This window comes from Agromyces italicus DSM 16388 (genome assembly GCF_000421545.1).
GTDB lineage: Bacteria > Actinomycetota > Actinomycetes > Actinomycetales > Microbacteriaceae > Agromyces > Agromyces italicus.
In genome coordinates, this window is the sequence record NZ_ATXF01000004.1 from 226,488 (window position 1) to 241,900 (window position 15,413).

Sequence of the window (15,413 nt, forward strand, 5' to 3'; positions counted from 1 at the left end):
GAACGCGGCCCCAGCCGAAGCACGGGGCCGCGTTCGCATGCCGAATCGCGTCGGACTACGCGCCGACGCCCTTCACGGGCGGGTGGTGGAAGGTGTCGCCGAAGACGCGATCCGAGGCACCGACCCGGTCGAGGTAGGGCGTGACGCCGCCCATCTGGAACGGGAAGCCGGCGCCGAGCACCATGCAGAGGTCGATGTCTTCAGGTGCGGCCACGACCTCGCCGTCGAGCATGAGCTTGACCTCGCGGGCCAGGCCGTCCTGCAGGGCCACGAGGATCTCCTCGGCCGAACGCGGGTTCCTGCCGCCCGCGACCAGCTTCAGGGCGCCCTTGTCGAAGCCCTTGACCTTGCCCTTGTCGTCCTTCTCGAGCAGCTTGCCGTACTCGGCGAGCTTGTGCAGGTTCTCGCTGCGGTAGAAGCGCTCGGGGAATGCCGCGTGGTGCGTGTCGAGCACGTGCGCGCCGACCTTCAGCCCGACGAGGTCGAGCAGCGCCGACGGCGCCATCGGCAGGCCGAGCGGGGCGATCGCCTGGTCGACCGTCTCGAAGGAGGTGCCCTCGTCGACGGCGCGCATGGCCTCGCCGAGCAGCACCGCGAGCAGGCGGTTGACGACGAAGCCCGGGGTGTCGGCCGTGATGACGGCGTTCTTCTTCAGGTTCTTCGCCGTGACCATCGCGGTCGACAGCGTCGCCTCATCGGTGGACGGCGTCTTCACGACCTCGATGAGCGGCATGACCGCGACCGGCGTGAAGAAGTGGAATCCGACGAGACGCTCGGGATGGGCGAGCTTCGCGCCGATCTGCTCGACCGACAGCGACGAGGTGTTCGTCGCCAGCACGGCCTCGGGCGAGATGTGCTGTTCGATCTCGGCGAACACGTTCTGCTTGATCGCGAGCTCTTCGAACACCGCCTCGATGACCCAGTCGCAGTCGGCGAAGTCGGCCTTGTCGACGGTGCCCGTGACGAGCGCCTTCAGACGGTTCGCCTCGTCGGGTGAGATGCGGCCCTTGCCGAGCAGGGCGTCGATCTCGCCGGCGATGTAGGCCACGCCCTTGTCGACCCGCTCCTGGTCGATGTCGGTGATCACCACGGGAACGCGGAGGCGACGCACGAACAGCAGCGCGAGCTGGCTCGCCATGTACCCGGCGCCGAGCACGCCGACCTTGGTGACCTTCTTCGCGAGCGCCTTGTCGGGCGCGCCGGCCGGGCGCTTCGTGCGCTTCTGCACGAGGTTGAAGGCGTAGATCGAGGCCTGCAGCTGATCGCCGGCGATGAGGTCGGCGAGCACCTCGTCCTCGCGCTGGAAGCCCTCCGCGCGCGTGCCGCTCTTCGCGGCCTTCATGAGCTCGAGTGCAGCGTACGGCGACTGCGGCACCGAGCCGATGCGGCTCTTCAGCATCTTCGTCGCGATGCCGATCGCGGCGTCCCACTTGACGAGCCGCTCCATCTTGCCGGGCTCGTTCGTGCGCTTCACCTTGATGCGGTCCGAGACGACGTCGTCCGCCCAGCGGATCGAGTCCTCCAGATAGTTCACCGCGGGGAAGATCGCGTCCGCAATGCCGAGGTCGAACGCGTCCTGGCCCTTGAGCGTGCGGTTCTGCTTCAGCGGGTTCTCGATGACGACCTTGAGGGCGTTCTCGATACCGATGAGGTTCGGCAGGATCGTCGCGCCGCCCCAACCCGGGATGAGACCGAGGAACACCTCGGGCAGCGCAAGGGCCGGAGCCGAGGCATCCACCGTACGGTAGTCGGCGTGGAGGCCGATCTCGAGGCCGCCGCCGAGCGCGAGTCCGTTGTAGAACGTGAACGACGGCACACCGACCTCGCCGAGCTTCGCGAGCGCGTAGTGGCCGAGCTGCACGAATTTCTTCGCGGTCTCCTTGTCGGGGATCTCGGCGACCTTCGACAGGTCGGCGCCCGCGGCGAGGATGAACGGCTTTCCGGTGACGGCGACCGCGTGGATCTCGCCGGCTGCCGCGCGTGCCTTGAGCTCGTCGAGCCGCGCCGCGTACTCGAGCAGCGTCGCCGCACCGAGCGTGTTCGGGCGGGTGTGGTCTCGGCCGTTGTCGAGGGTCAGGAGCGCAAGCGTCTTGCCGCCCGAGAGCGGCACATCGCGGACGTACGAGCGGGTCACGACCTCGTCGTCGCCGGCGAGGGCGACGAGCGAGGCGAAGTCGATGGTCGAGTAGTCGGTCATGCGCGCTTCTTCGCCTTCTTGTCGAAGTTCGGGTTCTCCCAGATCATCGTGCCGCCCTGCCCGAGGCCGACGCACATGCTCGTGATGCCGTACCGAAGTTCGGGGCGTTCGGCGAACTGGCTCGCGAGCTGGTTCATGAGGCGTACGCCCGACGAGGCGAGCGGGTGGCCGACGGCGATCGCGCCGCCCCACGGGTTCACGCGCGGGTCCTCGTCGTCGATGCCGTAGTGGTCCATGAAGGAGAGCACCTGCACGGCGAAGGCCTCGTTCATCTCGAAGAGGTCGATGTCGTCGATCGTGAGGCCCGCCTTGCGGAGCGCCTTCTCAGTCGCGGGGATCGGGCCGATGCCCATGATCTCGGGGTCGACGCCGGCGAAGGCGTAGCTCACGAGCTTCATCTTCGGGGCGAGGCCGAGCTCCTTCGCGGTCGCGCCCGAGGCGAGCAGGGCGGCGGTCGCGCCGTCGTTGAGCCCCGAGGCGTTGCCCGCGGTGATGCGGCCGTGGGGGCGGAACGGCGTCTTCAACCCGGCGAGGCCCTCGAGGGTCGTCTCGGGTCGCATGACCTCGTCGCGGGTGGCGAGACCCCAGCCCTCATCGGTGCGGATGGCGACGGACACCAGATCCTGCTGGATCTTGCCGGCCGCGTAGGCCGCGGCGGTCTTCTGCTGGCTCGCAAGGGCGAAACGGTCGCTCCGCTCCTTCGTGAGCTGCGGGAAGCGGTCGTGGATGCGCTCAGCGGTCGCACCCATGACGAGGGCGTCCTCGCCGACGAGCCGTTCGCTGAGGAAGCGCGGGTTCGGGTCGACGCCCGAGCCCATCGGGTGGTGCCCCATGTGCTCGACGCCACCGGCGATCGCGAGGTCGTACATGCCGTAGCCGATCGATCCTGCCAGCATCGCGGTCGCGGTCATCGCGCCGGCGCACATGCGGTCGATCGAGAAGCCGGGCACCGTCTTCGGCAGTCCGGCGAGGATCGCGGCGGTGCGACCGAGGGTGAGCCCCTGGTCGCCGGTCTGGGTGGTCGCGGCGATGGCGACCTCGTCGATGCGGTCCTTCGGCACGTTCGGGTTGCGTTCGAGGAGTCCGACGATCGCCTTCACGACGAGGTCGTCGGCTCGGGTGTTCCAGTACATGCCCTTGTCGCCGGCTTTGCCGAACGGGGTGCGGACCCCGTCGACGAACACGACTTCAGCTTGATCAGCCACGCTGCAGCTCACTTTCGATCAGGATGCTTCGATCCTACGAAGCACGCTGCAAGCCCGCTGAATCGCTTGACGGATCCTACGAATCGTCGGAGGTGGCGTCGAGCAGGGCTTGTGACGCCTCCACAAACGCGGCGGCGATAATCTGTGCGGTTGCGGCAAGCTGCCACGGGCGGGCGCCGAGCTCGGCGAGCGCAGAACCGATCGATGCGGCATCGGCGGGACTGGGCGGGGACCAGGCTACGCGCCGCAGGAAGTCGGGCGTGAGGAGGTTCTCGACCGGCATCTCGAGTGCCTCCGCGACTTCGGCGACGGCCGTCTTCGCTGCCTTCAGCCGTGCGTCGGCCTCCGGGTTTCGGCCCGCCCAGGCCCGCGGCGGTGGCGGCGCGTCGTTCGGCACCCGAACCGCAGGAAGCTCGGTCGTCGTGAGTCCGCGCTCGACCGCTGTCCACCAGCGGTCGAGCTCACTGCGGCTCTGGCGCCCGGTGAACTCGCGAAGATCGGCGAGTGCGCGGCGGGTCGACGGCAATGACTTCGCGACCGCGACGATCGAGGCATCGGGCACCAGTCGACCGGGGGCGACGTCGGTCGAGGACGCGAGCTCGTCGCGGGAGAGCCAGAGCTCTCGGGCGACGGCGAGATTCCGTCCGTTGCGCATCGCGTGGATACCGGAGAGCCTCCGCCAGGGCTCGGCCGCGGCCGGCTTCGCCGCGCGATGCAGCACGGCGTCGAACTCCTGCACGCCGATCTCGGTCTTCCCGGCCTCGGCGAGGCGATCGACGAGGCGGTCGCGCACATCGACGAGCATTTCGACGTCGAGCGCCGCGTACTTCAGCCACGATTGCGGCAACGGCCTCGTCGACCAGTCGGCCGCGGAGTGCTCCTTGGCGAGCCTGACGTCGAGCAGTTCCTCGACGACCGAGGCGAGGCCGACGCGCGGCATGCCGAGCAACCGCGCCGCGAGTTCGGTGTCGAAGATGCGATCCGGGTCCAGTCCGACCTCGCGAAGGCACGCCAGATCTTGGCTGGCCGCGTGCAGCACCCACTCATCGGAGTGGATGCCCGCCTGCAGTGCCGAGAAGTCGGGGATGTGCAGCGGGTCGAAGAGGAAGACCCCCGAGCCGCGGCGGTACATCTGGATGAGATAGGCGCGCTGCGAATAGCGGAACCCGCTCGCCCGTTCGGCGTCGACCGCGATCGGCCCTTCGCCTCCGAGGAGGGCTGCGACGGCGTCGTCGAACTCCTCGGGTGTCTCGATCACCCGGTAGTCATCCACGATTCGACCTCCGACGGGGCAGTGCGGTCACCCCTTCCGATCGGGGCGGAAGCCCTGCGAGCATGCACAGCAATTCGCTCCAGCCTTCCACATGGGCCTTGATCTCGGCGTCGAGAGGGGTCCAGGATGCGCGCAACTCGATCTGCGCGCCGTCACCCTGGGCTGCCAGCTCGCCGAAACCGGTCGAGAGGATCTTGGTCGCGGTGCCGGAGGCGGCGATGTAGTGCGCTCCGCGGGCGTCGAGCGCATCGATCAGCCACGACCATGCGACTTCGGCCACGAAAGGGTCGAGTCCGATGTCGGTCTCGAGCGGCGCCTGGGCGAAGCAGACCACGCGGAAGCTCCCGCCCCAGGCCTCGGGCTCGCTGGGGTCGTAGAGCAGGATGAATCGGCCGGTGCCGAGTTCCGAGTCGTCGCCGTGGCGCGTGGGCGCGACATCGGCCGAGAGGGCGACCGAGTGCGGTGCGAGCCCGCCGGGCGCCGGGATCTCGGTGACCGCGAGCTCGGCGCGCGGAACTGCGGCTCGGATCGAGGCGAGTGCTGCCTCGAACTCGGCGGGAAGCGAGGACGGGTCGTCGGGCACGAGTGCAGACTAGAGTCTCGACCGGAACCGGTGACGGCGGCACGCCGCACCGTGACGCACCCGAGACGGGTTGACGGGGAGGATGCCGATGGCGCTGCACGGGGAACGAGACGGGGCCGTGCGGACGGTGGTCGGAGCCGCCGCGCTGCTCGCGGCGGTGATCGCTCTCGTGACCGGGGCGACGGCCGCCCTGCTCACGGTCGTGTTCGCGCGCAGGGTCGTCACGCCGCCCACGAGGAGAGAGCAGGATCTCCGGATCCTCGGCATCGACTCCGCGGCTGGTGAGATCACGCTCGCCGCGAGCGACGAGGCGCGCATGCGCGGCCGCTACGGGCTCTGGTTCGAACACGACTCGGGGCACGCGCGACTCGGTGACGTGATCGAGGAACGGGACGGGCGGGTGCGTCGCGCGTTCACCTCGACGGACTTCGGGCGGCCCGAGCGCGCCACTCGGGGGCGGATCGACGGCTGGTTCCACCTCGGCCCGTGGGAGCTCGACACCCCGTACGAGGACGTCGTGGTCGAGACGCCGCTCGGCCCGGCGCCGGCGTGGTGGATTCCGGCCGACCGGCCGAGCGATCGGTGGGTCGTGCAGGTCCACGGGCGGGGCGCCAAGCGCCATGAGGCGCTCCGAGCGGTGGATGCCGGGCACGCGGCGGGCTGGAACAGCCTCCTCATCTCGTACCGCAACGACGGAGAAGCGCCCGAGAGCACGGATCGGCGGTATGGTCTCGGCGGTACCGAGTGGGCCGACGCGGTCGCCGCGGTGCGATACGCGAGCGAGCACGGCGCGCGGGAGATCGTGCTGATGGGGTGGTCGATGGGCGGCATGATCTCACTGCAGGCGGTGCTGCGCTCCGCCGAGGTCCGCGAGCACCTCGTGGGCGTCATCCTCGATTCGCCGGCGATCGACTGGGTCGACATCCTGCGATTCCAGGGTGGGGCGCTCGGTCTGCCCCGGCGGCTCGGCGACGTCGTGGCGCGGTTCCTCGGTGCGCCGTACAGCGGCGGCCTGACCGGGCTCGCCGCCCCGATCTCGCTCGACGAGCTCGATCCCGTCGCCAGGGCGAGCGAGTTCTCCGTGCCGATCCTGTTGATGCACAGCATCGACGACGGATTCGTGCCCATCGACGGATCGCGCCGCTTCGCAGCCTCCCGGCCCGACCTCATCCAATTCGAGGAGTTCAGGGGTGCGCGTCACACGAAGCTCTGGAACCACGATCCCGAGCGATGGAACGGCCTGATCACCGGATGGCTCGCCGCGCGGACGGTGGGCGACCACGACGGTGCCGCCGCCGAGATCGTGGGCTGAGCCGGGGCATCCGACCCGCGCGGAATCGTCAGGCCGCGGCGACGCGGTCGCGCAGTTGACGCTTCGTCCGTGCCAGCATGCCGGTCATGCCGCGCACGCGCAGCGGCGAGACCGCCTCGCCGAGCCCGAGCGACTGCGGGTAGTCGGCGGGGATGTCGAGCACCTGCTGCACCGTGAGCCCGGCGAGACCCTGCACGAGGATCGACGCGAAGCCCCGCGTCGTGGGCGACTCGGCGGGCGCCGTCGCGAACAGGTGCACGATGCCGTCGTCGACCTCGACGAAGATGAACACCGGAGACTGGCACTCCTCGACGCGTTCGAGCAGGTCGGGGTGCTCGCCGTAGCGCTCGGGGAGCTCGGGAAGTTCGTTCGAGAATTCGAGCAGCAGTTGGAGTCGGTCGCGCACGCCGAGGGCGAGGAAGTCGTCGCGGGTCTCGGCGAGGCGTTCGGGCAGCGTCGTCTGGTCCATCGGTTCGATTCTCCCACGGGCGTGACCCGGCGCACCCGTCGGAGAAGTCGGCGCGCTCAGCGGGAGGGCGCTTCGCCGCGCTCGGTGCCCGTCACGATCGGCACCCGCACCGCGCTGCCCCACTCGGTCCACGAGCCGTCGTAGTTGCGCACCTTGTCGAAACCGAGGAGGTGCGTCAGCACGAACCAGGTGTGACTCGACCGCTCGCCGATGCGGCAGTACGCGACGATGTCGTCGCCGTCGACGAGCCCCACCTCGTCGCGGTAGATCGCGTCGAGCTCGGCGCGATCCTTGAAGGTGCCGTCGCCTGCGGCGGCGCGGGCCCACGGCACGGACGCCGCGGTCGGGATGTGACCCGCGCGCAGCGCCCCCTCCTCGGGGTAGGCCGGTGCGGTCGTGCGCTCGCCGCTGTACTCCTCGGGGGAGCGGACGTCGATGAGCGGGTTGCCGAGGTGGGCGAGCACGTCCTCCTTGAAGGCGCGCACCTTGCGGTCGTCGCGTGCGACGACCGGGTAGTCGACCGGGGTCACCTCCGGGGCATCCGTGGTGATCTCGCGGCCCTCCGCGATCCATAGGTCGCGGCCGCCGTCGAGGAGTCGGACGTCCTCGTGGCCGAACAGCGTGAAGACCCAGAGCGCGTAGGCCGCCCACCAGTTGCTCTTGTCGCCGTAGACGACGATCGTCGAATCGCGCGAGATGCCCTTCGAACCGAGGAGCGCCGCGAACCGCTCGTCGCTGACGTAGTCGCGGACGACCGGGTCGTTGAGGTCGAGGTGCCAGTCGATCTTGACCGCGCCGGGGATGTGGCCGGTCTCGTAGAGGAGGACGTCCTCATCCGACTCGACGACGACGAGGCCCGGTTCGCCGAGGTGTCCGGCGAGCCAGGCGGTGGAGACGAGCCGTTCGGGGTGGGCGTACTCGGCGAACTTCGCGGCGGAGTCGAACTCGGCGGGCATGGGAACCTCCTGGGATCGCCTGGTCGGCGGCGTGTGCGGGGGGAGCGGACTAGGCTGATCACCTGTCCACACTCGAATCTACGCCGCCCGAGGGGCGCAGTCACGGCACCCGTCATCCGGTGCAATACGGGAGCTCACCAGCATGACCGAGGCCTCACGCCACGTCCCCATCCGGCTCGTCGATCGCAACCCGGCGATCTCCGGAGCCGAGATCGCCTCGGAGCTCGTGCCGCCGCCGCAGTTCGAGCACGCCTCCTTCGAGTCGTATCGACCCGACCCCGACTTCCCGTCGCAACAGGCCGCCCTCGAACGGTTGAATCAGTTCGCCGGCGCGTGGCGCGCGGCCCAGCGGCCGGGCGGATTCTTCTCACGCAAGCGCCCCGCCCGCATCGAACTCCCGGGCGTCTATCTCGACGGCGGCTTCGGTGTGGGCAAGACCCACCTGCTCGCCGCCCTCTGGCACGTCGCGCACGGCCCGAAGTACTTCGGCACCTTCATCGAGTACACCGCGCTCGTGGGCGCGCTCGGCTACCAGCCCGCAATCGAACTGCTCCGCGGTGCGAAGCTCATCTGCATCGACGAGTTCGAGCTCGACGATCCGGGCGACACCATGCTCATGACCCGCTTCCTCGGCGAGCTCATGGCGAGCGGCACGCGCGTGGCGGCGACGTCGAACACACCGCCCAACGCGCTCGGCGAGGGTCGATTCGCCGCCGCCGACTTCCTCCGCGAGATCCACGCGCTGTCCTCGAACTTCGAGACCCTGCGCATCGACGGGCTCGACTACCGTCGACGCGACACCGAGGGGCACGCCCTCGCGCTCGAGACCGATGACGAGGTCGCTCGCACCGCGCAGGCCCTCGCCGAACGCTCCCACAGCGTCTCCGTCGACACCTTCGACGAGCTGATCGCGCACCTTGCGACCGTGCATCCCTCGAAGTACGTGAAGCTGGTGCAGGGCCTCGACACCATCGCCCTCCAGGGGGTGCACGAGCTCACCGACCAGAACGCCGCGCTCCGGCTCGTCGCCTTCATCGACCGCGCCTACGACGCCGAGGTGCCGATCATCACGAGCGGGTTGGCGCTCGACCAGGTCTTCGGCGGCGACATGATGTCGGGCGGCTATCGCAAGAAGTACCTGCGGGCGATCTCGCGCATGATCGCGCTGACCTCGGGCGAGCTGCCGCCGCACGACTGAGCGTTCGCACGGCGAGTTCCTCGCCGATCAGCAGCATCCTGAAATGTGCTGTTCACACGACGCCGCGACCCGTAACGGGCCGGAAACATCGCACGATCCCTCTCGAAACGTCCCCTCGTGAAACTTGGGCGCACAGGGTCCCCCGCCCTGCAATCCGAGAGAGGTTCGAGAGATGGATCAAGGCAACACCGCGTTCCTGTTGATCGCCGCAGCCCTGGTGCTGCTGATGACCCCAGGGCTCGCGTTCTTCTACGGCGGCCTCGTCAAGGCGAAGAGCGTCATCAGCATGATGATGATGAGCTTCGGTGCGATGGGCCTCATCGGCGTGCTCTGGGTGCTCTTCGGCTACGCCGTCGCATTCCCCGGCGCTGATGGCCTCGTCGCCCCCTGGTCGATCGATTGGTCGGCCATCGGCCTCACGAGCCTCCTCGAGACCCCAGAGGGCGCCGCGTACCCGCCGCTCGCCTTCGTGGCGTTCCAGGCGACGTTCGCCATCCTCACGGTCGCCCTCATCTCGGGCGCGATCGCCGACCGTGCGAAGTTCGGTGCGTGGATGGTGTTCGCCGGCGTCTGGGCGACGATCGTCTACTTCCCGGTGGCGAGCTGGGTCTTCAACTTCGGCCTCGCCGACGACGGCAGCTTCGCCTACGGCGGCTGGATCACCTACGGCATGCAGGAGTTCTTCGGTGTCGGCGCGATCGACTTCGCCGGAGGCACGGCGGTGCACATCAACGCGGGTGCCGCGGCCCTCGCCCTCGCGCTGGTGCTCGGCAAGCGCGTCGGCTTCTCGAAAGGCGCGCACGTTCCCCACAACCCGCCGTTCGTGCTCCTCGGTGCGGGCCTCCTCTGGTTCGGCTGGTTCGGCTTCAACGCGGGCTCCGAGCTCGCCGCCGACGGCACCGCCGCACTCGCCTTCGTGAACACGATCGCGGCTCCCGCCGCGGCCCTGCTCGCCTGGCTCCTCGTCGAGAAGCTCAAGGACGGCAAGCCGACCTCGGTCGGCGCCGCCTCGGGCGCCGTCGCCGGTCTCGTCGCCATCACTCCCGCCTGCGCCTCGCTGACGCCGGTGTGGGCGATCGTGCTCGGGCTCGTCGCCGGTGCGGTCTGCGCCCTCGCGATCGACCTGAAGTTCAAGCTCGGCTTCGACGACTCGCTCGACGTCGTGGGCATCCACCTCGTCGGCGGCCTCATCGGCACCCTGTACCTCGGCATCTTCGCGAACGGCACGGGCCTCATCTACAGCGGCGACCTCACGCAGCTGGCGGTGCAGGCGATCGCCGCGATCTCGGTGCTCGCGTACTCCTTCGTGTTGACCTTCGCCATCGGCACGATCATCCAGAAGACGATGGGCTTCCGAGTGACGAACGAAGACGAGATCGCCGGCGTCGACACCGTCGTGCACGGTGAGGACGCGTACAAGCTCGAGACCGTCTGAGCCTTCTCCGGACGCCCGAGGGCGGTGGGGTAGTGTGCCCGGTGTGCCAGACACCAGCCGCTTCCTCACCGCCCTCTCCCGCGCCGTCGGAGCCCTGTTCGGATCGGGTTCGTCGCGATCGTCGGCCGGCCGGGCGAGGCCGCAGACAGGGGGTGCGTCGCGAACGGCGGATGCCCCTGGGTCGCCGTCGACCGCGACCGACTCCCCGTCTCCTGGGCAGGCGGGGGAGTCCGCCACGATCGAGGTCGACCCGGTGCGCCTGCGCGGGGTGCGCTTGAGCTACGCGCCGGCGCGAGACGGCGAGCCCGATCCCGGCGAGGTCGTGTGGACCTGGGTGCCCTACGAGGAGAACGACGGGCGTGGCAAGGACCGGCCGGTCGTCGTCGTCGCGGCATCCGGCGCGGGCGACTATCTGGCGGTGCAGCTCACGAGCAAGGCGCACGACGGCGACCGGGACTTCGTCGCACTCGGACCCGGCGCCTGGGACGGCGAGGGGCGCCCGAGCTGGGCGCGCATCGACCGGGTCTTCCGCGTGCGCGCCGCGGGCATGCGGCGTGAGGCGGCCTCGCTCGACGCCGAGCGCTACGACCGCGTGGTCGAGGCCCTCGACGCGCGATACGGCTGGGGGTGACGAGCTCGCGCCGAGAATCGATCCGCGCTCGAGGCCGCTCGTGCCCTGGGCGGCCGGTTTCAGGCGCGCGGTGGTCGATGCAGTCCGAACGGCGACCCCTGGTCGTCGCGGCAGAGGCGGAACTCGCCGAACGTGGCCGTCGTCGCCTCGTCATCGCCACCGGGGAGGGAGTCGATCGTGCCGCCGAGTCGTTCGACTGCGGCGACCGCGGCGTCGAGGTCGTCGACCCTGAAGAAGACGTACGGTGACGCACCCGGGTCGCCGCCGTGCACACCGGCCGGAACGCCGGCGCCTGCGACCGCGTAGCCGTCCCCGCCCGGCCCCGACTCGAACGTCCAGCCGAACAGCTTGCCGTAGAAGCTGCGTGCAGTCATGGCATCCGCAGCTCCGAACTCGATGAACGAGACTTCGCCCGACATGATTCCCCCTCGCCTACTGCGTGGATACGGCACACGGTAGTCGGCGTTCGGATCGGCCACAACGGGATTCGGCCGGGCGGGCTGGGTACGGCGGATCGACGAGCCTCAGCCGCGCCCTCCGAGAAACGAGGAAAGCCCCCAGTGGAGTGGGGGCTTTCGTGGGCGATGCCGGGCTCGAACCGACGACCTCTTCCGTGTGAAGGAAGCGCGCTACCAGCTGCGCCAATCGCCCTGAGGTGTTCGCGGGAACCTCTCGGTGACCGCGGACTCGATACTAGCCGACGATCGAGGACGAATGCACATCGAGCGAGAGCAGCGACGCGCTCGACGCGACTCCGGGGCTCGACACGCCCGGGAAAGTGGGGTGGAATGACGGGTTGACCGGCCCGAACGAGCAACGCGGGTCGCTCGGTTTGTGAATCGCCCGAAGTGTGTATAAAGTCTTCTCTGCACGCAGAAATGCGAAAGCAACGCGGATGTGGCGCAGTGGTAGCGCATCACCTTGCCAAGGTGAGGGTCGCGAGTTCGAATCTCGTCATCCGCTCTGATCAGGGTCGGGCGAAAGCCCGATTCCTGTTCTTTTGGTGGAGAACCCATACACGGTGGATTGGCCGAGAGGCGAGGCAGCGGCCTGCAAAGCCGTATACACGGGTTCGAATCCCGTATCCACCTCCAGATCGAGAGCTTCGCCCTCGATCCTGGGCGATTGGCGCAGCGGTAGCGCGCTTCCCTGACACGGAAGAGGTCACTGGTTCGATCCCAGTATCGCCCACCAGCAAGAGCCCCGGCATCAGCCGGGGCTTTCGTCGTCTCCCCGAATCTCCCCGCCGTCGAGGTGGGTCGAGGGGGAGTGGGCCGGATCCCGGTGACCGGCTTTCGCTTTCACCGGAATCCGGTGGTCCGGCCAGCGACCGGTCCACAGGGATTGTCCCCCGAATCAGGGCTCGCGGGGTACACCCCCGTTCGGGGTGGGCGGCGCGATCGACGGACGATCGATGGGCGCTCGACTCCCGATCGACGGAGGATCGGTGCGGCCGGCGGTCGGCGCGGGGCGGTGCGCGCGCACGACTACAGTTGAAGGGTTCGTTTCGAGAGAATCCAAGGAGTGGATCCAGGTGGCTGACGGCTTCGAGCTCTTCACCGACCGTTCCGTTGTCGCGATGCGCGTCAACGGCGAGCTCAAGGACCTCGCGACGACGGTGACCGACGCCGATGTCGTCGAGCCGGTCACGATCGACTCGCACGACGGGCTGAACATCCTCCGTCACTCGGCGGCGCACGTGCTCGCTCAGGCCGTGCAGTCGATCAACCCCGAGGCGAAGCTCGGCATCGGCCCGCCGGTGACCGACGGCTTCTACTACGACTTCGACGTCGCGGCGCCGTTCACCCCCGACGACCTCAAGGCGCTCGACAAAGAGATGGCACGCATCATCCGTGCCGGCCAGCGCTTCATGCGCCGCGTCGTCACCGACGACGAGGCCCGCGCCGAGCTCGCGAGCGAACCGTACAAGCTCGAACTCATCGGGCTCAAAGGCTCGGCCTCGGCGGGCGACGACAATGAGAGCGTCGAGGTCGGCGCCGGCGAACTCACGATCTACGACAATGTCGACCCGAAGACCGGCGAGACGGTCTGGAAGGACCTCTGTCGCGGCCCGCACCTGCCGAACACCCGCATGATCGGCAACGGCTGGTCGCTCACCCGCATCGCCGCCGCATACTGGCGCGGGTCCGAGAAGAACCCGCAGCTCCAGCGCATCTACGGCACCGCGTGGCCCACGAAAGACGAGCTGCGTGCGTACCAGCACCGCCTCGAGGAAGCGGCGAAGCGCGATCACCGCAAGCTCGGTCGCGACCTCGACCTGTTCAGCTTCCCCGAGGAGATCGGCTCGGGCCTCTCGGTCTGGCACCCGCGCGGCGGGGTCGTCCGCATGGAGATGGAGCAGCACGCCCGTCGCCGTCACATCGAGGGCGGCTACACCTACGTGTACACGCCGCACATCTCGAAGGAAGACCTCTTCCTCACCTCGAATCACCTCATCACCTACAAGGACGGCATGTTCCCGCCCATCGTCATGGACGAGGAGCGCGACGCCGACGGCAACATCACCAAGCAGGGCCAGGACTACTACCTGAAGCCCATGAACTGCCCGATGCACATCCTCATCTACAAGGAGCGCGGACGCAGCTACCGCGACCTGCCGATGCGGCTCGCCGAGAACGGCACCGTGTACCGCAACGAGCTCTCGGGCGCGCTGCACGGCCTCACGCGCGTGCGCGGCTTCACCCAGGACGACTCGCATCTCTTCGTCACCCCCGAGCAACTCGAGGAGGAGGCGACGAAGGTCATCGACTTCGTCATCTCGATGCTGCGCGACTTCGGCCTCGACGACTTCGAGCTCGAGCTCTCGATGCGCGACGACGAGAAGGAGAAGTGGATCGGCTCGGACGAGTTCTGGGAGTACTCGACGAACGCGTTGCGCAACGTCGCCCGCGCGAGCGGGTTGAAGCTCACCGAGATGCCCGGAGAGGCGGCCTTCTACGGCCCGAAGATCGACCTGAAAACCCGAGATGCGATCGGCCGCACCTGGCAGCTGTCGACCGTGCAGGTCGATCCGAACCTGCCCGAACGGTTCGACCTCGAGTTCACCGACCGCGACGGACAGAAGAAGCGTCCGATCATGATCCACCGGGCACTCTTCGGATCGATCGAGCGGTTCTTCGCGATCCTCCTCGAGCACTACGCGGGCGCGTTCCCGGTGTGGCTCGCACCGGTGCAGGTCGTCGGCATCCCCGTGGCCGACGAGTACTCGCCGTACCTCGGCGCGATCATCGAGCAGCTGAAGGGCTTCGGCGTGCGCGCCGACCTCGACGTGAGCGACGACCGCATGCAGAAGAAGATCCGCACGCACACCACGCAGAAGGTGCCGCTCCAGCTCATCGCGGGCGAGAACGATCGTTCGGCCGAGACGGTGAGCTTCCGCTTCCGCGACGGCACTCAAGAGAACGGTGTGCCGATCAACGCGGCGATCGAGAAGGTGCGCGGCGCGATCGCCGAGCGCCTGCAGGTGAACACGAGGGACGACCTGTTCGCATGACCGGTGACGGGGCGAGCTACGGGTCCGGCGAGTTCGAGGGTGTTCCGACGGATGCCTCGGCCGATCTCGCGGGCGTGCCCGACGCGTTCCAGCGGCTCTGGACCCCGCATCGACTCGTCTACATCCAGCACGGCCAGCAGCCCGACGAGCACTCGTGCCCGTTCTGCCGCGCCCCCGAGATGAGCGACGAGCAGTCGCTCATCGTGGCGCGCGGCGAGCACGCCTACGTCCTGCTGAACCTGTATCCGTACAACAGCGGGCACCTGCTGGTCTGCCCGTACCGCCACATCGCGACCTACGACGAGGCGAGCCCTGAAGAGGTCGCCGAGATCGGGCTGCTCACCCAGATCGCGATGCGGGTCGTGAAGGAGGTCTCGCACTGCGACGGCTTCAACATCGGCATGAACCAGGGACGGATCGCGGGCGCCGGCATCGCCGAGCACCTGCATCAGCACATCGTGCCGCGGTGGGCGCTCGACTCGAACTTCTTCCCGATCATCGCCGGCACGAAGGCGCTGCCTCGGCTGCTCGGCGAGGTGCGTCAGGAGATCGCCGAGGCCTGGCCGAAGGCCGAGTAGCGCCGAAGTCGGGCGAGTAGCGCGGAGCGCGTATCGAGACCACGGAAATGGTCTCGATACGC

General features: G+C 68.8%; 13 protein-coding genes and 4 tRNA genes. 9 read left to right on the forward strand and 8 right to left on the reverse strand.

Translation table 11 applies throughout. The annotated features are described in order from the left end of the window. Nucleotides 1-55 precede the first annotated feature (55 nt). From H516_RS0101465 to H516_RS0101480, 4 genes are all read right to left on the reverse strand, one after another. Nucleotides 56-2,197 (reverse strand): 3-hydroxyacyl-CoA dehydrogenase NAD-binding domain-containing protein, encoded by a 2,142-nt coding sequence (locus tag H516_RS0101465; protein ID WP_022887954.1) that lies wholly within the window; start codon nucleotides 2,195-2,197, stop codon nucleotides 56-58. Further along, nucleotides 2,194-3,402 (reverse strand): thiolase family protein, encoded by a 1,209-nt coding sequence (locus tag H516_RS0101470; RefSeq protein WP_022887955.1) that lies wholly within the window; start codon nucleotides 3,400-3,402, stop codon nucleotides 2,194-2,196. Before H516_RS0101470 ends, H516_RS0101465 begins: the two co-directional genes overlap by 4 nt. A gap of 76 nt (nucleotides 3,403-3,478) precedes the next feature. Continuing rightward, on the reverse strand, nucleotides 3,479-4,675 hold the full coding sequence (locus H516_RS0101475; RefSeq protein ID WP_022887956.1) for a ribonuclease D: 1,197 nt from the start codon (nucleotides 4,673-4,675) through the stop codon (nucleotides 3,479-3,481). Beyond that, nucleotides 4,668-5,258: a DUF3000 domain-containing protein gene (locus H516_RS0101480; protein WP_022887957.1), complete on the reverse strand. Its 591-nt coding sequence runs from the start codon at nucleotides 5,256-5,258 to the stop codon at nucleotides 4,668-4,670. The genes H516_RS0101475 and H516_RS0101480 overlap by 8 nt, the downstream gene beginning before the upstream one ends. An 88-nt stretch (nucleotides 5,259-5,346) precedes the next feature. Here H516_RS0101480 and H516_RS17680 point away from each other — a divergent pair, with 88 nt between their 5' ends. Then, nucleotides 5,347-6,570: an alpha/beta hydrolase family protein gene (locus tag H516_RS17680; protein ID WP_022887958.1), complete on the forward strand. Its 1,224-nt coding sequence runs from the start codon at nucleotides 5,347-5,349 to the stop codon at nucleotides 6,568-6,570. 28 nt (nucleotides 6,571-6,598) lie between these two features. Here H516_RS17680 and H516_RS0101490 read toward each other — a convergent pair whose 3' ends face one another. Then, nucleotides 6,599-7,039 carry a SufE family protein gene (locus tag H516_RS0101490; RefSeq protein ID WP_022887959.1) on the reverse strand — a complete coding sequence of 147 codons (441 nt, stop codon included), beginning with the start codon at nucleotides 7,037-7,039 and terminating at the stop codon, nucleotides 6,599-6,601. 56 nt (nucleotides 7,040-7,095) lie between these two features. Beyond that, nucleotides 7,096-7,995, reverse strand: coding sequence for a sulfurtransferase (locus H516_RS0101495; RefSeq protein ID WP_022887960.1), 900 nt, complete (start codon nucleotides 7,993-7,995; stop codon nucleotides 7,096-7,098). A 142-nt stretch (nucleotides 7,996-8,137) separates the two neighbouring features. Here H516_RS0101495 and zapE point away from each other — a divergent pair, with 142 nt between their 5' ends. From zapE to H516_RS17685, 3 genes are all read left to right on the forward strand, one after another. Next, a complete protein-coding gene (gene zapE, locus H516_RS0101500; protein ID WP_022887961.1) occupies nucleotides 8,138-9,193 on the forward strand; it encodes a cell division protein ZapE in 1,056 nt (351 codons plus the stop codon). A 172-nt stretch (nucleotides 9,194-9,365) separates the two neighbouring features. Then, nucleotides 9,366-10,628 (forward strand): ammonium transporter, encoded by a 1,263-nt coding sequence (locus H516_RS0101505; protein WP_022887962.1) that lies wholly within the window; start codon nucleotides 9,366-9,368, stop codon nucleotides 10,626-10,628. A gap of 43 nt (nucleotides 10,629-10,671) precedes the next feature. Then, nucleotides 10,672-11,259, forward strand: a complete 588-nt coding sequence (locus H516_RS17685; RefSeq protein WP_022887963.1) for a type II toxin-antitoxin system PemK/MazF family toxin — start codon at nucleotides 10,672-10,674, stop codon at nucleotides 11,257-11,259. A gap of 59 nt (nucleotides 11,260-11,318) precedes the next feature. Here the strand turns inward: H516_RS17685 and H516_RS0101515 are convergent, their stop codons facing one another. Together H516_RS0101515 and H516_RS0101520 are read right to left on the reverse strand one after the other, a co-directional pair. Then, the gene (locus tag H516_RS0101515) at nucleotides 11,319-11,678 is read right to left on the reverse strand and encodes a VOC family protein (RefSeq protein WP_022887964.1); all 360 of its coding nucleotides are present in this window, start codon (nucleotides 11,676-11,678) and stop codon (nucleotides 11,319-11,321) included. A gap of 159 nt (nucleotides 11,679-11,837) precedes the next feature. Then, a tRNA-Val gene (locus H516_RS0101520) sits at nucleotides 11,838-11,910 on the reverse strand. A gap of 240 nt (nucleotides 11,911-12,150) precedes the next feature. Between H516_RS0101520 and H516_RS0101525 the strand changes: the two genes are divergently transcribed. From H516_RS0101525 to H516_RS0101545, 5 genes are all read left to right on the forward strand, one after another. Then, nucleotides 12,151-12,222, forward strand: a tRNA-Gly gene (locus H516_RS0101525). A 57-nt stretch (nucleotides 12,223-12,279) separates the two neighbouring features. Further along, a tRNA-Cys gene (locus H516_RS0101530) sits at nucleotides 12,280-12,353 on the forward strand. Nucleotides 12,354-12,378: 25 nt separating this feature from the next. Beyond that, nucleotides 12,379-12,453, forward strand: a tRNA-Val gene (locus H516_RS0101535). A 385-nt stretch (nucleotides 12,454-12,838) separates the two neighbouring features. After that, the gene (gene thrS / locus H516_RS0101540; protein ID WP_245561706.1) at nucleotides 12,839-14,773 is read left to right on the forward strand and encodes a threonine--tRNA ligase; all 1,935 of its coding nucleotides are present in this window, start codon (nucleotides 12,839-12,841) and stop codon (nucleotides 14,771-14,773) included. After that, on the forward strand, nucleotides 14,770-15,351 hold the full coding sequence (locus H516_RS0101545; RefSeq protein ID WP_022887966.1) for an HIT family protein: 582 nt from the start codon (nucleotides 14,770-14,772) through the stop codon (nucleotides 15,349-15,351). The genes thrS and H516_RS0101545 overlap by 4 nt, the downstream gene beginning before the upstream one ends. Nucleotides 15,352-15,413: the final 62 nt, after the last annotated feature.